This window comes from Methylobacterium sp. 092160098-2 (genome assembly GCF_028920805.1).
Classification (GTDB): Bacteria; Pseudomonadota; Alphaproteobacteria; order Rhizobiales; family Beijerinckiaceae; genus Methylobacterium; species Methylobacterium fujisawaense.
In genome coordinates this window covers 2,977,709-2,997,880 of sequence record NZ_JAQPZJ010000001.1, presented here as the reverse complement: position 1 = coordinate 2,997,880, position 20,172 = coordinate 2,977,709, and the positions used below count along the sequence as shown (strand labels likewise).

The following is a 20,172-nucleotide window of genomic DNA, read 5'->3' as shown; positions in this document are numbered from 1 at the left end:
GTCTGACTACTTTCGCTGTTGCTCGATCTGGGACTCGTGGTCCGCCTTGATCGACTGGTGGTGCCGAATGACTTCCTTGACCACGAAGGCCAGAAATTTCTCGGCGAAGTCGGGGTCGAGCTTGGCCTCGACCGCGAGCTTGCGGAGCCGGGCGACCTGACGGGCCTCCCGGTCCGGATCGGAAGGGGGGATCCCCTTTCGGGCCTTGAGCTCGCCGACCCGCTGCGTGCAGCGGAAGCGCTCGGCGAGGAGATGGATCAGCGCCGCATCGAAATTGTCGATGCTCTCCCGCAGACGCGCGAGTTCGGGATCGACGGCTTGAGCGGAGAGGATGCTCATTTCTTCTTCCCCGGCATGAACCCACCGAGACCCGGCAGCTTCGGACCGCCCAGGCCCGGAAGTCCGGGAAGCTTGGGCATTCCGCCCCCGCCCAAGCCCGGCGGCATCGGCGGCAGCTTGCCGCCGAACTGCTTCTCAAGCTGCGCGATCTGCTCCGGCGTCGGCTCCGGCATGCCGGGGGGCAAGCCGGGCATGCCACCGCCCATCCCACCGCCGCCGAGGCCGAACATCGAGCCGAGCGCCTGCCCGATCCCGCGCTTGCCCTGGCCCATCGCCTTCATCATGTCGGCCATGGTCCGGTGCATCTTGAGCAGCTTGTTGATCTCCGAGACATCGACCCCCGAGCCCGCCGCGATGCGCTTCTTGCGGCTGTTCTTGAGGAGGTCGGGGTTCTTCCGCTCCTGCGGGGTCATCGACGAGATGATCGCCCGCTGGCGCTTGAACATCTTCTCGTCGAGGTTGGCGCCCTCGACCTGCTTCTTGATCGCGCCCATGCCGGGCAGCATGCCCATCAGGCCGCCGATGCCGCCCATCTTTTCCATCTGGGCGAGCTGCATCGACAAGTCCTCGAGATCGAACTTGCCCTTGCGCATCTTCTCCGCGGTGCGGAGCGCCTGCTCGTGGTCGATGGTCTCGGCCGCCTTCTCGACCAGCGAGACGATGTCGCCCATGCCGAGGATGCGGTTGGCGACGCGGGCCGGATGGAACTCCTCCAGGGCGTCGACCTTCTCGCCGACGCCGACGAGCTTGATCGGCTTGCCGGTGACCGCGCGCATGGAGAGCGCCGCGCCGCCGCGGGAATCGCCGTCCATACGGGTCAGCACGATGCCGGTGACGCCGAGCCGCTCGTCGAAGGCGCGGGCGGTGTTGACCGCGTCCTGGCCGGTGAGCGCGTCGGCGACCAGCAGCACCTCGTGCGGCCGGGTCGCGGCCTTCACCTCGGCGGCCTCGGCCATGAGGCCCTCGTCCACCGTGGTGCGGCCGGCGGTGTCGAGCATCACCACGTCGAAGCCGCCGAGGCGGGCGGCGTCCATGGCGCGCTTGGCGATCTGCACCGCCGACTGGCCGGCGATGATCGGCAGGGATTCGACGCCGACCTGCTTGGCCAGCACCGCGAGCTGCTCCATGGCGGCCGGGCGGCGCGTGTCGAGGGAGGCGAGCAGCACCTTGCGCTTCTCGCGGTCGGAGAGGCGGCGGGCGATCTTGGCGGTGGTGGTGGTCTTGCCCGAGCCCTGCAGGCCGACCATCAGGATCGGCACCGGCGCGGGGGCGTTGAGGTCCACGGTCTCGGCATCGGTGCCGAGCATCGCCACGAGCTCGTCGTTGACGATCTTCACGACCATCTGGCCGGGCGTCACCGACTTCAGCACAACGGCGCCGACGGCCTTCTCCTTCACCCGGTCGGTGAAGCCGCGGACCACCTCCAGGGCGACGTCGGCCTCCAGCAGGGCGCGCCGCACCTCGCGCATGGCGGCGGTGACGTCGGCCTCGGTGAGCGCGCCGCGGCGCGTCAGCCCCGAGAGGATGCCGGAGAGGCGGTCGGACAGGCCTTCGAACATGATCCTAGAGCCCCGCCGTCACTGTTCGAGCCCGGCGCGCTCGACGCGGCGGGCCTGCAGGGCCGCCTCGAAGCCGCGCACCGCGCTCGCGAACTTGTCCCGGCACTCCGGGTTGCAGAAGCCGACCACGGCCCCGTTGTAGAGGGTCAGCGAATCCGCCGAGATCGGCTTGCCCGACCACGGGCAGGTCTCGTTGATCGCGTCCTCGATGTTCAACGCTTCTTGATCGCGCGTCATGGGATGCCTCGGCCGGCGGATCCCGTCGCCGCGAATCGGCCAACACCCATCGCGCCCGAGGGCGCGGACGCGCTGTCGGGCGTTGACCTCCGGTCTCATGGGACCGGTCGGCTTGGCATCGGTCGATCTGCAACGGATCGGGAGGGCGGGGCGTAGCGGTACACGGCCGGAAAGTCAATTTTCCGGCCCCGCCGCCGGCGGCGGCGTGCCGGAATGGGCGGCCGATCGAAGTGCGGCTTTACCGAACGTTAAGCATGTTCGGATTGTCTTCGTGCCATATTCGCTCAGGACGCCCTCCGATGTCGGAACCCGCCCGCTCCCTCTCGCCGACCGAGTCCGGCAGCTTCCCCGCCACCGGCCCGCTCCGCGACTGGCTGGCGGCGATGAAGGCTCACGCGCCGACGGAGACGCACGGCGACGCGCGGCCGGCCGAGGCCCAGCCGGAACCGAAGCGGGTCCGCGGCGGCGAGGCGGCGTGGTCGCCCCGGGTCGTGCCGGCCCCCGACGCGCCGCGGTCGGCGACCGAGGATCCCGACATCGCCGAGCTGATGGCCGAGAACCTGATGCTCAAGGCCAAGCTCCGCGTGGAGGCCGGGCGCCAGGACGAGTTGCAGGCGATCCTGGCCGAGGAGATCCGGACCCTGCGCGAGCACATCCGCGACGAGATCGGCTCGCTGGAGGATCTGCGGGCCGAGCAGGAAGAGATCCGCATCGAGCGCGAGGAGTTCCGCGGGGAGCGGGAACGCTTCCGGATCGAGCGCGAGGAGATGCGCGCCGAGCGCGACCGGGCGCTTGCGGATCGCGACGCCCTGCGGTCCGAGCGGCTGACCCTGGTCGGCGAGCGCGATGCCCTGCGCGAGGAGCGCGACCTGTGGCGCGCCCGGACCGAGGCGCTGGCCCAGCCGCTGTTCCAATCCCAGCGGCGCTGACGCGGCATCCGACCCCCGAAACGACGAAGGGCCACCCGCGAGGGTGGCCCTTCCATTGCCGAACCGTGCTGTCCGGCGGAACTGTCCCGAGATCGGGTCTCTGACGCGTCTTAGAGCGACGCGCCGGAGGCGACGGTCCAGGTCCGATGAGCCGAGACACACGGCTGATGACAATGAGACACTGGATCACCTCCTTTCGTTGGTTGCGGGTGACGCGAAGGTAAGTGGCCGCGCCCGGCTTGTGAAGCCCCGCGCCTGCGCCCGTTTGTCCTCTCCCGGCCCGCGCTTCCCCGCATCTCCGGCGGGGCGTATGACGGGTGCCCCGAGGTCAGCCCGTACCGCCTTGAACGCGCCCTTCGCCAATCCGCCGCGTCCCGCCGACGAGGCCGCGCTCGATCCCGACGCGATGCGCCAGCCTCTGGGCAATGCGTGGTACTGCGTCGGGCAGGCCCGGAGCCTCGGCACGGCAGGCAGCCGGACGGGCCTGCGGGCCGTGGAACTCAACGGCGAGCAGATCGTGCTGGGCCGCGCCCCCGACGGCACGCCCTTCGCGCTGCGCGACCGCTGCCCCCATCGCGGCATGGCCCTGTCGAAGGGCCGCTTCGACGGCGATACCCTGATGTGCCCGTTCCACGGCTGGCGCTTCGGCACGGACGGGCGCTGCCGCGACGTCCCGACCCTGTCGGAGCACGACGCGGCCGACTTCTCCCGCATCCAGGTGCAGCGCTTCCCCATCCGCGAGAGCGCCGGCTTCCTCTGGGTCAACCCGCATATCGGTCCCGCCACCGGGGCTGTGCCGGAGATGCCCACACTGGATTTCGCGCCGGCCGGCTCCCTCGTGGTCGAACTCGTGGTCGAGGCCTCCTTCGACCTCACCACCCTGAGCCTCGTCGATCCCGGGCACGTCGCCTTCGTCCACGATTCGTGGTGGTTCCGGCCCTCGAAGCAGCTCCGCGAGAAGGTGAAGACCTTCCAGCCGGTGCCCCACGGCTTCGTGATGACGAGCCACGCCACCACGACGAGCTCGCCGGTCTACCGCCTGCTCGGCGGCGTCCCCGAGGTGGAGATCGAGTTCCGCCTGCCCGGCGTGCGGCTGGAGCGCATCCGCGCGGGTGAGAAGCGGGTGGCGAACTACACCTTCGCGACGCCGCTGACGCCGGACCGGACGCTGCTCACCAACGCCCTCTACTGGAGCATGCCGGCTCTGAACCTGTTCAAGCCGGTGGCGCGCCCGCTGATGCGGCAGTTCCTCACCCAGGACCAGCAGGTGCTTCAGCACGCGCAGGACGGGCTCGACCGCAAGCCCACCATGGTCCTGTTCGGCCAGGGCGATCTGCCCTCGCAATGGTATTTCCGGCTGAAGCGCGAGGCCCTGGAATCGGCCCGCGACGGGCGCCCGTTCGTCAACCCGCTGGAGCGCCGCGAGCTGCGCTGGCGCTCCTGAGGCACGTCTACCGCGCCGTCGCGTCGTCCCGGCAGGGACGGATCGCCTCCGGCTTCGGGCGCGCCTCCGGCGCGGGCGCCGCGAAGACCGCCAGATAGGCCCCGTCGGTCAGCGGCTGGAAGCCGGTCTCCCGGTAGCCGGCGGCGGCGAGTTCGCAGCGCAGGAGCGCCGGCGGGGTGCCGTGCCGCGAGGGGATCGCGTCGGCATCCACGATCCCGACGCGGCCGCCCGGACGCATCGCCGCAGCGAGATTGTGGAGCAGGCCGAAGGGCTGGGTGATCTCGTGGTACATGTGCACGAGGATCGCCGCATCCACCGAGGCCGGCGGCAGGCGCGGATCGTGGGGTTCGCCCCGCACCACCGTGACGTTTTTCAGCGCCTTCACCCGCGTCTCCAGGGCCGACAGGTAGGCGGGCGTCACGTCCTCGGCGAGCACGCGGCCCGCCGACCCGACCCGGGGGCTCAGCCGCACCACGTAGTAGCCGCTGCCGGCGCCGATGTCCGCCACGGTCTCGCCGGGGGCGATGCCCATCCCCTTGGCGACCTGCTCGAACTCGCCGGCTTTGTCCCGCTCGGCCTCCGAGGACCAGCGCGGCGCGACGATCTCGGCCACCGGCCGGTCGGGCCTGGGAAAGGCGCCCGCAGGCGCACCCGGGGGGGCCAGCGGCTCGGCGGCGAGGGCCGGGCCGGCCAGGGCGACGGAGAGGACAGCGAGGGCACGGATCATGGCCGACAACCCGCGGGGGGCCCCGACGGTGCCGGGTCCGTTGACCGTGCCGCACCCGGCACGCCATCAAGCGCCATGACACGCGCGGACACGCCCTGGCGGGCCACGATCCTCACCCTCTATCCGGAGATGTTCCCGGGCCCGCTGGGCGTCTCCCTGTCGGGCGATGCCCTGGCGCGGGGCGACTGGACCCTGGAGGCCCGCAACATCCGCGCGCACGGCCTCGGCCGCCACCGCTCCGTGGACGACACGCCGGCCGGCGGCGGCGCCGGGATGGTGCTGCGCTGCGACGTGCTCGGCGCCGCCATCGACGCCGCGACCGGGGCGGAGGATCCGCGCCCGCGCCTGCTGATGTCGCCGCGCGGCCGGCCGCTCACCCAGGCCCGCGTCCGCGACCTCGCGGCGGGACCGGGCGCGCTGATCGTCTGCGGCCGCTTCGAGGGCGTCGACGAGCGCGTGATCGCCGGACGCGGCCTGGAGGAAGTCTCGATCGGCGACTACGTCCTGTCCGGCGGCGAGATCGCCGCCCTGGTGGTGCTCGACGCCTGCGTGCGGCTCCTGCCGGGCGTGATGGGCAAGATGGAATCCGGCGTCGAGGAGAGCTTCGAGGGCGGCCTTCTGGAATATCCGCACTACACGCGGCCCCGCGCGTGGGAGGGACGCGCGATCCCGGACGTCCTCTCCGGCGGCAACCATGCCGCCATCGCCCGCTGGCGTCGGGCGGAAGCCGAGCGGATCACCGCCGAGCGGCGCCCGGACCTGCGCGCCGGGGGCGACCCCGGTCAGGCCGGCTCGAGGTCGATCACCGGGCCGTCGCGGTCGTAATCCAAGGGATCGAGCTGCAGCGGCTGCGGCACGAGCCGCGGCGTCCGGCTCGCCAGCACGACGCGGGGTATTAAGGCCCCAATAACCAAGAGAAGAACTGACCAAATCGCCAATATCGCGGCGCTGTGGAAAGACATCGGCGCACCTCAAACGCAACGCGGCACCGCATTAAGGCTAACGGGCCTGGATTAATCGACTGTTCCCCGCGTCTCGACGCATTGTCCCGGGCAGGGGCATCGACGCGAAGACTGCTGACGGAACAAGCGCTTGCAAGCCGGCGGGTTTCGGCGCATGCGCGAGCCGGGACACGTCTCCCCGCGGAGGAGCGTCCCTCTGCAAGGATGGATCCGTCATGACTAGCCGCCCCACGCAGCGCCCGCGCGTGCCTCATTTCTCCTCCGGCCCCTGCGCCAAGCGGCCCGGCTGGTCCCCGGCCGCCCTGGCCGACGCCGCGCTGGGCCGGTCGCACCGCTCGCCCCTCGGCAAGGCCAAGCTCGCCCGGGCCATCGACCTGACGCGGTCCGTCCTGCAGGTGCCCGCCGGGTACCGGATCGGCATCGTGCCGGCCTCCGACACCGGCGCCGTCGAGATGGCGATGTGGACGATGCTCGGGCCGAAGCCCGTCGAGGTCGCCGCCTGGGAGGCGTTCGGCAAGGAATGGGTCACCGACGCGCTGAAGCAGCTCAAGATCGCGCCCCGCATCCACCAGACGCCCTACGGGATCCTGCCGGACCTCGCGGCGATCGACACCCAGCGGAGCGACGTGGTCTTCACCTGGAACGGCACCGCAGCCGGGGTGAAGGTGCCGGACGGCGCCTGGATCGCGGCGGACCGCGAGGGCCTGACGATCTGCGACGCGACCTCGGCGGCCTTCGCCCAACCCCTGCCCTGGGACAAGCTCGATGTCGTGACCTTCTCCTGGCAGAAGGTGATGGGCGGCGAGGCGGCGCACGGCATGCTGATCCTCTCGCCCCGCGCCGTGGCGCGGCTGGAGAGCCACACGCCGTCCTGGCCGCTGCCGAAGATCTTCCGCCTCACCAAGGACGGCAAGCTGATCGAGGGCATCTTCAAGGGCGACACGATCAACACGCCCTCGATGCTGGCGGTGGAGGACTACCTCGACACCCTGGACTGGGCCGAGCGGATCGGCGGACTGCCGGCGCTGCACGCGCGGGCCGACGCCAACGCCCGGGCGATCTACGACTGGGTCGCCCGGGCGCCCTGGATCGCGCCGCTGGCCGTCGATCCCGCCACCTACTCCAACACCGGCGTCTGCCTCGTGATCGCCGATCCGGACGTGCTCGCCCGGGGCGATGCGGCGGTCTCGGCCTTCGCGGCGGGGATCGTGGAGCGCCTCGACCGCGAGGGCGTCGCCCTCGACATCGGCGCCTATCGCGACGCCCCGGCGGGCCTGCGGATCTGGTGCGGCGCCACCGTGGAGACCGCCGATCTGGAGGCGCTCACGCCCTGGCTCGACTGGGCCTTCGCGGAGGAGAAGGCGGCGCTGACGCGGGCGGCGTAAAAGCGTCGGGGTCGATGCCCGGTCGCAGCCCCGCATCGTCATCGCGAGCGCGGCGCAGCGAAGCGATGACGGCCTGACGTAAAAAACCCCGGCCCTTTCGGAGCCGGGGTTTTCGTTTGCCTGGACGCGGCCCCGCAGGGCCGCGCCGTCCCGTCTCAGTAATTGTAGGCGCGCTCGCCGTGATCGGCGATGTCGAGGCCCTCGCGCTCCTCTTCCTGCGTGACACGCAGGCCGATCGTCACGTCGACGAGCTTGTAGAGGATCGCCGAGCCGAGGCCCGACCACAGGAGCGTCAGGCCGACCGCCTCCGCCTGGATGATGACCTGGCTCACCATGTCGTAGGCACCGACCGCCAGCTCGCCCGGCTTCGAGGTGTAGTCGGGGATGCCGACGCCGCCGAGGTTCGGATCGACCAGGATGCCGGTCGCGAGCGCGCCCAGGATGCCGCCGACGCAGTGGACGCCGAAGACGTCCAGGGAGTCGTCGTAGCCCAGCGCGTTCTTCACGGTGGAGCACATCACGAAGCAGACCACGCCGGCGACGAGGCCGAGCACGATCGAGCCCATCGGGCCGGCGAAGCCGGAGGCCGGGGTGACGGCCACGAGGCCGGCGACCGCGCCCGACAGCATGCCGAGCAGCGACGGCTTGCCCTTGAGCGCCCACTCGGCGAACAGCCACGCCACCGCGGCGCCGCAGGTCGCCACGAAGGTGTTGAGCATCGCCAGCGCGGCGGTGCCGTTGGACTCGAGGTTCGAGCCGGCATTGAAGCCGAACCAGCCGACCCACAGCAGCGAGGCGCCGATCATGGTCATGGTCAGCGAGTGCGGGGCGAGGAGGTCGCGGCCGTAACCGATGCGCTTGCCCATGATCAGGCAGCCGACGAAGCCCGCGATGCCCGCGTTGATGTGGACCACGGTGCCGCCGGCGAAGTCGAGGGCGCCCTTCTGGAAGAGGAAGCCGGCATCCTTGTTGACCGCGTCGAGGGCCGCCTGGGCGGTCGCCTTCGAGGCGTCGTCGGTGGCCGCGGCCAGCGCCTTGGCGGCGTTGCCGACGGCGTCCGGGCCGGCCCAGTACCAGACCATGTGGGCCATCGGGAAATAGATGATCGTGACCCAGAGGATCGTGAACACCACCAGCGCGGAGAACTTCATCCGCTCGGCGAAGGCGCCGACGATCAGCGCGGGCGTGATCATGGCGAACGTCATCTGGAAGCACAGATAGGCGTATTCCGGGATCACGACGCCGTTCGAGAAGGTCGCCACCGTCGAGTTCGCGTCGATGCCCTTCAGGAAGGCCTTCGAGAGACCGCCGACGAAGTCGTTGAGGCCGCCGCCGTTGGTGAAGGCGAGGCTGTAGCCGTAGAACACCCAGAGCAGGCCGACGATCGACACGATCGCGAACACCTGGGTCAGCACCGACAGCATGTTCTTGGTGCGCACGAGGCCGCCGTAGAACAGCGCGAGGCCGGGGATGCTCATCATCAGCACCAGGGCCGAGGAGATCATCATCCAGGCCGTGTCGCCCTTGTTGGGGATCGGCGACGGCGGCGGCGAAGCGGCTTCCGGGGTCGGCGTCTGTGCGAGGGAGGGCTCGATCAGGAGGGCGGCGATGGCCGCCCCTCCCAAGCCGAGCATGAGGGCATGACGAAGTTTCATGGGCACGTGGCTCCCGGTCTTAAATCTGTGTTGTGTCAGAAGGTCTCGACATCGGCGGGCCCGGACGCGCCGGGCCGCGGATCAGAGGGCGTCGGCGTCGGTCTCGCCGGTCCGGATGCGCACCGCCTTCTCCAGCGGCATCACGAAGATCTTGCCGTCGCCGATCTGGCCGGTGCGGGCAGCCCCGGCGATGGCGTCGATCACGCTGGACGTCAGGTCGGAGGCGACGGCGACCTCGATCTTCAGCTTGGGCAGGAAGCTCACCGCGTATTCCGCGCCGCGGTAGATCTCGGTGTGGCCCTTCTGGCGGCCATAGCCCTTCACTTCCGTCACCGTCAGGCCGTGGACGCCGATTCCGGTGAGCGCGTCGCGCACCTCCTCGAGCTTGAACGGCTTGATGATGGCCATCACGATTTTCATGGGCGACGCCCCCTTCGAAGTCATTGGGAACCGTTGCCGTCACCCGACTGCGGGATGGCCCGGCCCGGACCATCCGCAAGCTCGGGATGACCCGCGGTCGCAAGCCGCTATTCAAGGACTATGCCAGTCGCGCTTGGCTGGGAACATTTTCGCGGATCGTCATTCTGCCCATCGATTAGCCCGGATCGATCACATCCCGGGCAGACCCGGCGCAGGAGCCGCACAACGATCAGGCAAACTGCACGATTCCGTGCACACAGCGATGTTGCGGATCGGCAACGCACGCGCCGGATCGCGTTTTAATCCCGGATCGGGCGGATCAAACCCTCCTGGGCGACCGAGGCCACGAGGTTGCCGGCCCGGTCGAAGATCTGGCCCCGCGCGAAGCCGCGGGCGCCGCCCGCGACCGGGCTGTCCTGCGCGTAGAGGAGCCAGTCGTCGATCCGGACGGGCCGGTGGAACCAGAGCGCGTGGTCGAGGCTCGCGGCCTGGATCGCCGGATCGAACACCGAGCGGGCGTGCGGGATTAGCGAGACGTCGAGCAGGGTCATGTCGGAGGCGTAGGCCAGCACGGCCCGGTGGAGCGCCGGATCGTCCGGCAGCGCCGAGGCCGCGCGCAGCCAGACATTGAAGATCGGGTCGGGGGCCCGGCCGCCCGCGCCCGCGGGCAGGTAGCGGTTCAGGTCGACCGGCCGCAGGGCGATCGGCCGCTCGCGACCGAAATAGGCCGCGATCGCCTCCGGCATCCCGGTGCCGCCGGCGGCCGCCAGGGCCTTGCCGTCGAGGAGACCCTCCGGTCCGGCCACCGCGGGCATCGCCGGCTGGTGCGTCAGGCCCTCTTCCACGACCTGATAGGAGACGGTCGTGGCGAAGATCGCCCGCCCGTGCTGGATCGCCTTGACCCGGCGGGTCGTGAAGCTCCGTCCGTCCCGGATGCGCTCGACCTCGTAGACGATCGGCGTCCGGGGGTCCCCGGGCAGGAGGAAGTAGGCGTGGAGGGAATGGGCCGGGCGGTCGTCCGGCACCGTCCGCGTCGCGGCGACCAGCGCCTGCGCCACCACCTGTCCGCCGAAGACCCGCCGCCAGCCCGTCTTGGGGTTCTGGCCTCGGAACAGGTCGACCTCCAGCCGCTCCAGATCGAGGATGGCGATCAGCTCGGCGACGGCATCCGTCATCGCGTCGGTGTTGGCGTCGGTCATGACCCGCGGGGTTTCCGTTCGTTGTCCGCGTGCGACATAGGCTTTTCGAATGCACCAATCCACGCGTCCCGCATGCGCGACCCAAGGAGATCCGCCACGATGACGGCCGAGACGCCCCGACCCGGCAGCCGCCGCCTCCTGATCGCCGGCGGCGGCCTGCCCAGCCTCGCCCTGGCCCTGGCGCTCAAGCAGGCGCATGGACCGGCGCTCGCCGTGACGGTGATCGATCCGGGCCGCGCCGATCCCGGGCGGCATCGCGGCCGCGCCTACGCCCTCGCGGCGGGCGGCCGGCGGATGCTGGACCGCCTCGGCCTGTGGCCCCGCGTCGCGGAGGCGGCCGAGCCGATCACCGAGATGGTCATCAGCGACAGCCGCCTCGCCGACCCGGTGCGGCCCGTCTTCCTGACCTTCGGCCGCGAGGCGGAGGATGACCGCGACCCCGGCGAACCCTTCGCCCACATGATCGAGGCGGAACCGCTGGCCGAAGCCCTGGCGGAGGCCTGCCGGGGGGCGGGGGTGTCGATCGTCGCCGCGGGGGTCGTGCGCGCGGTGCCGGAGGGTGCGGCGATCGGTGCGGTGCTGACGACCGGCGAGACCCTGCGGGGCGATCTGCTGGTGGCCGCCGACGGGGCGCGCTCGCGGCTGCGCGAGGCGGCGCGGATCGGCTGGGTCGGCTGGTCCTACCCGCAGGTCGGCATCGTGGCGACCATCGGCCATGCCCGGCCGCACGGGGGACGCGCCGTCGAGCATTTCCTGCCCGCAGGCCCGTTCGCCATCCTGCCACTGCGGGACGGCGGCCCCCTGGGGCACCGCTCCTCCATCGTCTGGACCGAGCGTTCGGACGACGCCGAAGCCCTGCTGTCCGGCGGGCCCGACGAGGTGCTGGCCGAGATCGAGCGGCGGTTCACCCTGGATCTCGGGACCCTCGCGCTGGAGCACGGCCCGAGCCGGCATCCCCTGGCCTTCGGCATCGCCCGCGCCTTCCGGGCCGAGCGCCTCGCCCTGCTGGGCGATGCCGCCCACGTGATCCATCCGATCGCCGGCCAGGGCCTCAATCTCGGGCTCGCGGATGCCGCGGCTTTGGCCGAGGCCGTGACCGAGGCGCTGCGTCTCGGGCTCGATCCCGGCGGACCCGACGTGCTGCGCGCCTACGAACGCGCCCGGCGCTTCGACAGCTTCGCCATGGCGGCGGCCACCGACGGGTTGAACCGTCTGTTCTCGAACGACGCCCTGCCGCTGCGCCTCGCCCGCGACCTCGGCCTCGGGATCGTGGACCGGCTGCCGGGGCTCAAGCGCTTCTTCATCGGCGAGGCCGCGGCCGCGCGCGGATCGCGGCCGCGTCTGATGCGGGGCGAAGCGCTCTGAGCGGGCGTCAGGCCCGCTCCGGAGCGGGACCGGACCCGGAGACGAGCGGGCGGTCGGCCTCCGGGGCCCGCCTCCCCCCGAGAGCCCGCGCGGCACAGATCGCCAGGGCGGCGACGACCAGTCCGGCGATCACGTCGACGAAGTAGTGGCCCCCGTCGATCGGCGTGGCGGCGATGAGAAGGGCGTTGACGAGGAGGGCCGGGAACCGCGCCGCGCGCACGCTCCAGAAGGCCCAGATGTAGAGGCCGCCCAAAGCCGCGTGGAAGCTCGGAAAGGTGATGATGCCCTCGACACGATCGAGGGAGATCGTCCGGAGCGTGCCGTCGCGCAGGCCGGTCAGATCCGCGACATGGACGTCGGCTGCGGCCGGCTCCAGCTGGGGGAAGTCTGCCGGAGACAGTCCCAGGAACTCGAAGTTCGCCATAGCTGGCGTCAGCGCCGAGATGAGGACCGTCACGGTCCCGGCGATGGCGAAGGCGAGGACGAAGTCCTGCAGGGCCCGCAACCGGCCGCTGAAGCCCAGCAAGATGACCGCCAGCATGGTCTGCAGGATCAGGCTGCGATAGGCGAGCGAGAGCACCAGCCCGAGCCGCGGATGGCCGTCCACGAAGGCCAGGTAGGCGCGCCAGTCCAGACCGAGCCGCTGGTCCCAGGCGTAAAAGGTCGCGTCCCAGAGCGGCCCGCCGGTGCTCGCCACGGCGTAGGACAGGGCGGCCGCGCAGGCGCTGAAGGCGATGACCTGCGCCAGGCCGTCGAGCGTGGCCGCGATGCGCGGTTCGGGACGGCGCGTGCGATAGATCAGCGCCAGGGCTTCGAGGCCCAGGCAGGCGCCGAGGGTGACGAGCGCGCTGTCCCAGGCGAAGCGCAGCCCGGCGATCGCCATCCAGACGCCGGTCGCGACCAGCATGGCGGCGATCAGAGGCCAGCTGCCGACGCGGCCTCGGGGGCGCTCAGCGAACATCGGGGCCGATCGCGTGTGGCGCTGTCATCGAAGGTCTTGAGGCCGGACTGGCCGGGGATGGTCCCGCACAAGTCTTAAGGATCCGCATCGGAAAAGCCCGGCATCGCCGCGTCGACCCGGGCGCGTCGATCCGAGCCCGCAGGCGCCATCGGCCGGCCAGCCCGTCGACCACGCCCTCGGCGCCCCTGCGGACGGCCCGGATCGGCCCTCGCAGCGACAGGGCTACCAGCAGGTGCAGCGGCAGACCGACGGCGGCCAGCAGCACCAGAAGACCCCACCTGTCCCAGTCCGGACGATACGGCGCCAGGAGCAGGAAGGCGCCGCTGACGATGTAGAGATCGAAGCTCGTCCGCCCCAGGAAGGCCGCCACCGCGCGCGGCGGACCGCGCAGCCGGCCCGCGACCGCCAGCATGAACCCGCAGCCCGCCACGGCCGTGACCGCGAAGAGCGCCGGGTTGCCGTACTGCCCCGTCGCGACATGGACGAAGTTCCGCGGCGCGCAGAGGAGGAGCACGGCCAGACCGCAGACGCCGAGCAGCGCGGACGCGTCGAACGCGCGCCGGCCGAGCCGCCGGCCCGCGACGTAGAACGGCAGGGCGCCGAGGAGCGCGTGGATCTGCCAGAACGGGAAGGCCTGCGCGCTGCAGATCCAGGACACGGCGAGGGCGCCGCCCAGAACGACCCAATAGGCATGGGGAAAGGTCAGGGCGAGCGCGGCGGCGTAGACCACCCGCACCAGCCCCAGGGCGACCAGGAACCAGAGCACGCTCAGGCTGAGGTCACGGGCGCGCAGCATGTCGAGGAGTGCGCTCCCCAGCGAAACGGTGCCGTCGAGAAGCGGCGGGATCAACGCGAGGGTGCTGAACGCCAGCGCCGTGAGGACGAGCTTCAGGGCGGAGAGGCTCGCCGCGGCGATATCCTCATCCCCCCTGACCCGGTCGACCATGCCGCAGAGCAGGAAGAAGAACGGCATGTGGAAGGCGTAGATGACCCGCCAGACCGCGAGGGCGGGCCCCGGGTTGGGCCCCGACGGGCCGTAGAAGACGGGCTGCAGGAGGTGGCCGAAGAGGACCAGCAGCACGGCGAGGCCGCGCGCGGCGTCGAGCTGCGTGTCGCGGTGTCGGGCCATGAGATCGGTTCGCGGCATCGGGAACCGGATGATGCCGCGACATGCTTTAGCAAGCCGTATCACCCGCTTGCGGAATCCACCCTCGACGGCGCCCGCGCAGCGCCGCGCGTCGGGACGCACCGGCGGGCCGCGCCTTGATCTCAGCCGGTGACGAGGGCGCGGGCCCGGCGCAGCCAGCGCAGAGACGCCTCGATCAGGGTGGGGCTGCGATGCTTGAGGATGGCCGATTTCAGCAGCGTCCGGGGCACCTCCCAGAGCTGGACGGATCCCACGGGGAAATGCGCCACGTCGCCCGGCGTCAGGTGATGGCGCCGGCCATCCGCGTCGGTGATGAAGACCTCGCCGTCGAGGATGGTGACGATCTCGTCGGCGTGGTGGGTCCAGCGGAACGTGCTGGCCGTGGTGCGCCACAGGTAGACCTGCGCGCTCCCGTCATGGGTCTGCGCGACTTCCGCGACCTCGGTGACCGGATCGCCCGCGACGACCCAGTGCGCCGGGATCGGCGCCGGGGCAAAGGCGGCCCCGCCGGGCCGGATCGCCGTGCTGGCGACGGGACGCCCCTGCTCGTGCAGCCGGATCTCGGCGAAGGCGCCGGCGCCGACCAGAACCGGCAGGATGGCGGCGGCGACGAGAAACTTCTTCACGGTCAGCTCCGCACCTCGGCGCGCGGCCCGCTTTCAGGCGAAGACAAGACTATCCGCGCATTGCCCGCGCAGGGGTAGCGGCTCGGGCGACCCTGTTCCAGCACAATCCCAAGATCTTCTTGGGTCGTCCTTAATGCGCCCGCGCCGGAGCGGACGCGGCCCGGGCCGCCCGTGCGATCCGGCTCAGGCCGCGTCGGCCCGGCGCTCCGTGATCCAGCGCGTCGCGTCGGCCCGCGGGGCGACGACATCGGTGTCGATGCGCAGTTGCGGGCTGTAGGCCGGATCCTCCGCGATGACGTCGCCCCAGCGGCGCAGGAAGCGCGCGATCTGCGAGCCCGGCGCGAAGCTGGTCTGCCGCGAGGCGCTCTCGTGATGCGCCATCTCGGCGAACGGCGTGTAGACGATGCGGTAGCCGAGCTGCCGCATCTTCAGGCACAGGTCGACGTCGTTGAAGTCGAGGGCGAAGGCCTCGTCGAAGCCGTTCACGGCCTCCAGCACCGCCTTGCGGGTGGCGAAGAGCGCGCCGGTCACCGCCGAGCAGTCGCGCTGCGTCAGGGCCCAGTCGCCGTAGGTCGGCTCGGCCGCGTCCCGGTTGTACCAGGGGTGGGCGAACACGTCGAAGATGCCGCCGGTCATGCCGGCATGCTGGATCTTGCCCGTGGGAAACAGCAGCCGGCCGCCGACCCCGCCGACGCCGCGGTCCAGCGCGAAGGCCAGGAGCGCCTCGATCCAGCCGGGCCGGCGCACGACGAGATCGTCGTTCATCAGGATGACGAGATCCGTCTCGGCCGCGCGCCAGAGCGTGTTCATCTTGGCCGCGTAGTTGAACCGCTCCCCCGGAGCCCGGGTGGTCAGCAGGCGGGTCACGGCGAACCGGTCGGAGCGCCCGCGATAGATCGCGTCGTCGGCCACGTCGTCGCCGATCAGCACGCGGATCCTGTCGGCCGGGTAGGTGCTGCGGCCGAGGCTGTCGAGCAGGTTGATCACATGCGGCTTGGCGCCCTCCACGACGCGGCCCTGATCGTCCTTCGGGCGGCTCTGGTTGGTCGGCACCACCAGGGTCACGCCGGGCCGCGCGTCGAAGGTCCGGCGGATCTCCAGCGTGTCCGCCGTCAGCCCGGGGGCGGCGCGCAGGGGCATGCCGGACGCGTCGAACCACCGGTCGAGGGCGTGGGCGCGGGCCGTACGCGTCGCCTTCGGGCGTTGCAGCGGCGAGGCGATCAGCGTTTGGGGGATCCGGTCGATGCCGATCCCGGCGGAGATCGCGCCGAGCAGGACGCGGAACCACGCGGCGCTGCCGTGGCGCTTCCCGAAATCCGGGCTCAGACCGGCCAGGGCCGAGACCCGGATGAGGAGCGGGAAGCCGATATAATCGTCGGCCATGAGGAGGGCCGGGTTGAAGGTCGGCTTGCAATGGACGCTGCGGACCTGACCCGCGCCGTCCACCACGGCGTCATCGCCGTAGAAGATGCCGATATCGGGCCGCTCGGCCATCGCGCGCGTGAGATGCGCCACGAGGTCGGGGCACAGCTCGGAGGCTGCGGGAGCCACGAACACGGCCCGGCAGGCGGGCATCTGACCGGCCGCGATCTGGCCGAGCCGGCGCTCGTCGAGGGGACGGACCTGCGCGTCGAGGGGCAGCGGCAGGATCGCGTCCGGCCACGGGAGCGTGCCCCACGAGGCCGACGGGGCCGGAACCGGCTTCTTCTTCAACACGGGTCGCGTCTCCGGGGAATCAGGACCGTTCGGCGGCGAGCAGGCGGGTCAGGCTCGCCTCCATAGCGGTCGCCACCGCGCCGATGGACAGCCGCTCGCGGATGCGCGCCCTTGCGGCGGCGCCGATCCGGGCCGCGTCGCCGCCGGTCACCGCCCGGGCCGCGTCGTTGAGGGCCCGGGTGAGGTCCGCCTCGTCCACCTGGCCCCACTCGGCGCCGCGCAGATACGGGCCGTAGGTCTGGTCGAGGGCCGTGACCTCCGCCTTCACGGGGAAGCCGCAGGTGGCGTCGAGGAAGTCGCGGCAGCCGCCGTAATCGGTGGCGACCACGACCTTGCCCATCTCCATCGCCTCGGCGATCGTGAGGCCGAAGCCCTCCGAGGAGTGCGACGAGGCGTAGACCGCGCAGAGGTCGAACAGTGCGCCGAGCTCGTTCTGGGAGAGCGGCTGGTCGATCACAACCACGTCGCCCGACGTTCCGACGAGGTCGAGGAGCTTCTTGCCCTCCTCGGGCAGGTCGAAGACGTGCTTGGTCTTCAGCACCAGTTGCCAGCCCGCCTGCCCGAGCCCGGCCGCCCGGAAGGCCCGGATCAGGGCGTGCGGGTTCTTGCGGGCGAGATAGCTCGAGCCGTCGAAGGCGTAGAGGATCACCCGCTTGGACGGGTCGATGGCGAAGGCCTTGCGCAGGTTCGCCTTGGCGGCGGCGTTCGCCGGCTCGCCGGCCTCGTTCTCGACCACGTAGGGCACGACGTCGACCGGGATGTCGGTGATCTGCCGGAAGATCGCCGCACAGAACTCCGTGGGCGCCCAGATCGCGTCGAGGCCGTCGACGGTGGGCAGCCAGCCGCCGGGCACGTGGGAGGTCTCCCAGACGAACAGCCCGATCTTCAACCGCGCCGCCGCGGCGATCGCCCGCTGCCGGTCGCTCATCAGCGAGTGCCAGCTGTCGCCGTTGAAGTGCACCAGCGCGACGTCCGCGGGCCCCGAGAAAGTCCGGGCCTGCCACGCGGGCGCCACCCGGGCATGGACGTGGAACGGCCGCTCCATCGGGTGGACGTTCAGCGCGAAGGGCGCGCGGTGCAGGGCGCGGGCGTAGCTGCGGGCCGCGACGCCGAGCCCGTTGGCGTAGTTCATCGGCGAGACGAAGGCGACGCGCAGCGGCCGCTCCGGCGCCTGGGGCTTGCGCAGGTCCGCCCAGACCCTGCCGCCCGGATACGTGTAGGTCACGTCGAGCCGGTCGAGGTCGAAGCCGCGCTCGGCGATCGCCTCCCGCACCGCCGCCCCGCCGATCGCGGCGTGCTCGCCCAGCAGCGAGCGCTTCACGAACGGGAAGCCCTGGGCCAGCATGTTCTCCCAGTCGAACAGGGTGCGGTTGTTGCGCGGGTCGTTGACCAGCGACATGTGCTTGTTCTGGGCCGAGAACAGGCTGCGCATACCGAGGCCGGCGGCGCGCATCCGTCCCGAGAAGGTCAGCTCGCACTCGGTGATCACCGCGTTCTTGTCCGGCCAGTTCGCCACGGCCTGGAGGAACTGGCTGAACGCGTAGGAGGACAGGCAGCGCTTCTTCAGGGCCAGGAAGAAGCTCTGGAGGTGGTGGCTGTAGTAGAAATTGTCGGCGAGCCCGATCACCGCCTCCGGGAAGGCGTCGATCTTGGTGAGCAGGCCGGCGAAGTCGGCGCGGTCGAGGGGCCCGACGAGGCTGTCGTTGGCGAGGTAGAGCGTCTCGGAATCGAGGAGATCGGTGTCCTCCAGGAGGACATGCGCCCAGGCGGCGAAGTCGAAGCCGCGGTTCTCGCGGAGATAGACGGAGGCGCAGAGATCCAGGATCGCCTGGGGCACGGCGTTCTTGTGCTGGTCGGCGGCGATGATCAGGACGAGGTCGGTCCCGTTCTCCGCGAAGGCCCTCAAGTAGGGCTCGACATGGCCGCGGATCCGCCCCTCGGGGCAGTGGGTGATGAACAGGGCCGTGCGGCCGTGCCGGCGGGCCGTGCGCTTCAGGCAGGAGAGGCGCGCGTCGGAGGCTTCCGGCACAGCGGCGCCGGGGACGCGGCGGGTCAGGCGGCCGGCCTCCAGGCCGGTGGTGACGTAGTCGACCAGCGGGTTGAGGCCCAGCGCGGCGACCTTCGGGTAGCGGGCGCGGTACCAGGGCGCGTCGAAGCGCGGCGACGGGCTCGTCGTGCGCCCGCCATCGGCGAGGAAATGCGCCAGCGGGTTCTGCCCGGCCGCGTCGTCGGCCGCGCGGGTCGCCAAGTAGGTCTCGGCGTACCAGCGCGTGTCGAACCAGGGCCCGGGATCGAGCCCCTCGGCGGCGCCGTGCTCCAGGTAGTGGACCAGGGGGTTGAGGCTGTCGGCCCGGACCGCGGCGGATTGCGCCGCGTACCAGTCGGGATCGAACAGCGGATGGGGCGCGTAGCGGCGGTAGCCGCCGGCCATCACGTAGTGCTCCAGCGGCTCGAGCCCGCTGGTCTCCGCCTCGGGGCAGCGCGCCCGGTAGAACGCCGCGTCGAACAGGCCCGACCGGCGGATCAGGTCGACATGCCGGGACAGGCCGGCGAATTCCTCCGGGTTGCGCAGGTAGCCCTGCTTCCGGCCGGTCTCAAAGAAGTGGCTGAGGGCGTTGCCGCCGGCCGCGCGGGCATCCGGGTAGCGGGACAGGTACCAGGCGGTGTCGAACAGCGGCGACGGGTCGGTGTCGGACCGGGACAGGAAATCGGAGAACGCCCGGGCGCGGTGCTCGGCGCCGCCGAGATAGCGCTCCGCGTACCAGTCCGGATCGAACAGGGGGTTGGGCCGGAGACCCGCCGCGGCGCCGCGGTCGATATAGTGGAGCAGCGGGTTGATGCCCTCGGCCCGGAGGCCAGGAACGGAATCGAGGTAGAGATCGCCGTGGAACAACGGGTGCGGCCAGCGGCCCTCGCGGCCGCCATGGACCGCGTAGTGGAGCGCGGGATCGAGTCCCTCGCCGACGACGTCGGGATAGCGCCGCGCGTACCAGGCCGGATCGAACAGGCCGGATTCCTTGACGGCGCGGACGAGGTCCGCCTGACGGGGCTCGCTGCGGCGGCGGCGCTTCAGGCGCCGGGTCAGCGGGCGCGCGAGGGATTGCGCCGCACCGGCGAGGCCGGCCTTCTCCGACGATCCGACGACGAACACATCTCGAAGGCGCATGGTCAGGTCCGGATACGCGGGAAGCCCGCAAAGCTGCCCACGCCGCGATCCGCGAGAGACATCAGAGGGTTCGGCCGGCCCGGCGGTCGCGGGTGAGGACCGCCCCGGCTTGGGCGTCTTCCTAAAGGTCCCGGTCGCCGACGCCAAGACCTGCGCCCGGGGAGGCGGTTTCGCTTCGGGTTGTGGTGTCGGGTCCACGCTGCGATAGCGGCGCCGCGGACCGAAGCATCCGGGCAAAATCGTGCGACGATGGCGTGCGGCGATCCCGACCTTGCCAGCCCGGCACCAGAAGCCCCACACTTGTCGGAATGGCCAGAGGGGTCCCGCGGGGCTCC

At 71.3% G+C, this 20,172-nt stretch carries 17 protein-coding genes; 5 read left to right on the top strand and 12 right to left on the bottom strand.

All coding sequences use genetic code 11. The annotated features are described in order from the left end of the window. Positions 1-6: 6 nt before the first annotated feature. From PQI07_RS14105 to PQI07_RS14095, 3 genes are read right to left on the bottom strand one after another with little or no spacing between them, the layout of a single operon-like run. The gene (locus tag PQI07_RS14105) at positions 7-339 is read right to left on the bottom strand and encodes a chorismate mutase (RefSeq protein ID WP_043349961.1); all 333 of its coding nucleotides are present in this window, start codon (positions 337-339) and stop codon (positions 7-9) included. Further along, positions 336-1,898 (bottom strand): signal recognition particle protein, encoded by a 1,563-nt coding sequence (gene ffh, locus PQI07_RS14100; RefSeq protein WP_043349964.1) that lies wholly within the window; start codon positions 1,896-1,898, stop codon positions 336-338. Before ffh ends, PQI07_RS14105 begins: the two co-directional genes overlap by 4 nt. A gap of 18 nt (positions 1,899-1,916) precedes the next feature. After that, entirely contained in the window at positions 1,917-2,135 is a 219-nt protein-coding gene (locus tag PQI07_RS14095; RefSeq protein WP_043381159.1) for a glutathione S-transferase, read from the bottom strand. Positions 2,136-2,434: 299 nt separating this feature from the next. Between PQI07_RS14095 and PQI07_RS14090 the strand changes: the two genes are divergently transcribed. Together PQI07_RS14090 and PQI07_RS14085 are read left to right on the top strand one after the other, a co-directional pair. Further along, positions 2,435-3,064, top strand: coding sequence for an ATPase (locus PQI07_RS14090; RefSeq protein WP_274926816.1), 630 nt, complete (start codon positions 2,435-2,437; stop codon positions 3,062-3,064). A 406-nt stretch (positions 3,065-3,470) separates the two neighbouring features. Then, the gene (locus PQI07_RS14085) at positions 3,471-4,508 is read left to right on the top strand and encodes an aromatic ring-hydroxylating oxygenase subunit alpha (RefSeq protein WP_446720977.1); all 1,038 of its coding nucleotides are present in this window, start codon (positions 3,471-3,473) and stop codon (positions 4,506-4,508) included. A gap of 7 nt (positions 4,509-4,515) precedes the next feature. Here PQI07_RS14085 and PQI07_RS14080 read toward each other — a convergent pair whose 3' ends face one another. Continuing rightward, positions 4,516-5,235, bottom strand: coding sequence for a class I SAM-dependent methyltransferase (locus PQI07_RS14080; protein ID WP_274926814.1), 720 nt, complete (start codon positions 5,233-5,235; stop codon positions 4,516-4,518). 75 nt (positions 5,236-5,310) lie between these two features. Between PQI07_RS14080 and trmD the strand changes: the two genes are divergently transcribed. Next, positions 5,311-6,060, top strand: coding sequence for a tRNA (guanosine(37)-N1)-methyltransferase TrmD (gene trmD / locus PQI07_RS14075; protein ID WP_043381166.1), 750 nt, complete (start codon positions 5,311-5,313; stop codon positions 6,058-6,060). A gap of 352 nt (positions 6,061-6,412) precedes the next feature. Beyond that, positions 6,413-7,582 carry a phosphoserine transaminase gene (locus PQI07_RS14070; protein ID WP_274926813.1) on the top strand — a complete coding sequence of 390 codons (1,170 nt, stop codon included), beginning with the start codon at positions 6,413-6,415 and terminating at the stop codon, positions 7,580-7,582. 155 nt (positions 7,583-7,737) lie between these two features. On the opposite strand, the gene PQI07_RS14065 is transcribed toward PQI07_RS14070, so the two are convergent. The 3 genes from PQI07_RS14065 to tesB form a co-directional block, all read right to left on the bottom strand. Continuing rightward, positions 7,738-9,237: an ammonium transporter gene (locus PQI07_RS14065; protein WP_043381174.1), complete on the bottom strand. Its 1,500-nt coding sequence runs from the start codon at positions 9,235-9,237 to the stop codon at positions 7,738-7,740. Between the two features lie 81 nt (positions 9,238-9,318). Then, entirely contained in the window at positions 9,319-9,657 is a 339-nt protein-coding gene (locus tag PQI07_RS14060) for a P-II family nitrogen regulator (RefSeq protein WP_010683623.1), read from the bottom strand. Positions 9,658-9,956: 299 nt separating this feature from the next. Then, entirely contained in the window at positions 9,957-10,856 is a 900-nt protein-coding gene (gene tesB / locus PQI07_RS14055) for an acyl-CoA thioesterase II (protein WP_078947062.1), read from the bottom strand. 99 nt (positions 10,857-10,955) lie between these two features. Between tesB and PQI07_RS14050 the strand changes: the two genes are divergently transcribed. Then, a complete protein-coding gene (locus tag PQI07_RS14050) occupies positions 10,956-12,221 on the top strand; it encodes an FAD-dependent monooxygenase (protein ID WP_043758941.1) in 1,266 nt (421 codons plus the stop codon). Between the two features lie 7 nt (positions 12,222-12,228). Here the strand turns inward: PQI07_RS14050 and PQI07_RS14045 are convergent, their stop codons facing one another. From PQI07_RS14045 to PQI07_RS14025, 5 genes are all read right to left on the bottom strand, one after another. Next, positions 12,229-13,128 (bottom strand): phosphatase PAP2 family protein, encoded by a 900-nt coding sequence (locus PQI07_RS14045; RefSeq protein ID WP_274926812.1) that lies wholly within the window; start codon positions 13,126-13,128, stop codon positions 12,229-12,231. Between the two features lie 43 nt (positions 13,129-13,171). After that, positions 13,172-14,311: an acyltransferase family protein gene (locus tag PQI07_RS14040; RefSeq protein WP_274926811.1), complete on the bottom strand. Its 1,140-nt coding sequence runs from the start codon at positions 14,309-14,311 to the stop codon at positions 13,172-13,174. 140 nt (positions 14,312-14,451) lie between these two features. Then, the gene (locus PQI07_RS14035; protein WP_043349987.1) at positions 14,452-14,955 is read right to left on the bottom strand and encodes a cupin domain-containing protein; all 504 of its coding nucleotides are present in this window, start codon (positions 14,953-14,955) and stop codon (positions 14,452-14,454) included. Positions 14,956-15,138: 183 nt separating this feature from the next. Continuing rightward, positions 15,139-16,671 carry a glycosyltransferase family 2 protein gene (locus tag PQI07_RS14030; protein ID WP_274926810.1) on the bottom strand — a complete coding sequence of 511 codons (1,533 nt, stop codon included), beginning with the start codon at positions 16,669-16,671 and terminating at the stop codon, positions 15,139-15,141. Positions 16,672-16,690: 19 nt separating this feature from the next. After that, a complete protein-coding gene (locus tag PQI07_RS14025; protein ID WP_274926809.1) occupies positions 16,691-19,837 on the bottom strand; it encodes a rhamnan synthesis F family protein in 3,147 nt (1,048 codons plus the stop codon). Between the last annotated feature and the right edge of the window lie 335 nt (positions 19,838-20,172).

What these genes read in the sequence shown, in the direction of transcription:
- PQI07_RS14090 (WP_274926816.1), top strand. Translation starts at nt 2,435, where the DNA reads ATGTCGGAACCCGCCCGCTCCCTCTCGCCGACCGAGTCCGGCAGCTTC.
- PQI07_RS14070 (WP_274926813.1), top strand. Translation starts at nt 6,413, where the DNA reads ATGACTAGCCGCCCCACGCAGCGCCCGCGCGTGCCTCATTTCTCCTCC.
- PQI07_RS14040 (WP_274926811.1), bottom strand. Translation starts at nt 14,311, where the DNA reads ATGGCCCGACACCGCGACACGCAGCTCGACGCCGCGCGCGGCCTCGCC.
- tesB (WP_078947062.1), bottom strand. Translation starts at nt 10,856, where the DNA reads ATGACCGACGCCAACACCGACGCGATGACGGATGCCGTCGCCGAGCTG.
- PQI07_RS14025 (WP_274926809.1), bottom strand. Translation starts at nt 19,837, where the DNA reads ATGCGCCTTCGAGATGTGTTCGTCGTCGGATCGTCGGAGAAGGCCGGC.
- PQI07_RS14065 (WP_043381174.1), bottom strand. Translation starts at nt 9,237, where the DNA reads ATGAAACTTCGTCATGCCCTCATGCTCGGCTTGGGAGGGGCGGCCATC.
- PQI07_RS14085 (WP_446720977.1), top strand. Translation starts at nt 3,471, where the DNA reads ATGCGCCAGCCTCTGGGCAATGCGTGGTACTGCGTCGGGCAGGCCCGG.
- PQI07_RS14045 (WP_274926812.1), bottom strand. Translation starts at nt 13,128, where the DNA reads ATGCTGGTCGCGACCGGCGTCTGGATGGCGATCGCCGGGCTGCGCTTC.
- PQI07_RS14080 (WP_274926814.1), bottom strand. Translation starts at nt 5,235, where the DNA reads ATGATCCGTGCCCTCGCTGTCCTCTCCGTCGCCCTGGCCGGCCCGGCC.
- PQI07_RS14105 (WP_043349961.1), bottom strand. Translation starts at nt 339, where the DNA reads ATGAGCATCCTCTCCGCTCAAGCCGTCGATCCCGAACTCGCGCGTCTG.
- PQI07_RS14095 (WP_043381159.1), bottom strand. Translation starts at nt 2,135, where the DNA reads ATGACGCGCGATCAAGAAGCGTTGAACATCGAGGACGCGATCAACGAG.
- PQI07_RS14050 (WP_043758941.1), top strand. Translation starts at nt 10,956, where the DNA reads ATGACGGCCGAGACGCCCCGACCCGGCAGCCGCCGCCTCCTGATCGCC.
- PQI07_RS14060 (WP_010683623.1), bottom strand. Translation starts at nt 9,657, where the DNA reads ATGAAAATCGTGATGGCCATCATCAAGCCGTTCAAGCTCGAGGAGGTG.
- trmD (WP_043381166.1), top strand. Translation starts at nt 5,311, where the DNA reads ATGACACGCGCGGACACGCCCTGGCGGGCCACGATCCTCACCCTCTAT.
- ffh (WP_043349964.1), bottom strand. Translation starts at nt 1,898, where the DNA reads ATGTTCGAAGGCCTGTCCGACCGCCTCTCCGGCATCCTCTCGGGGCTG.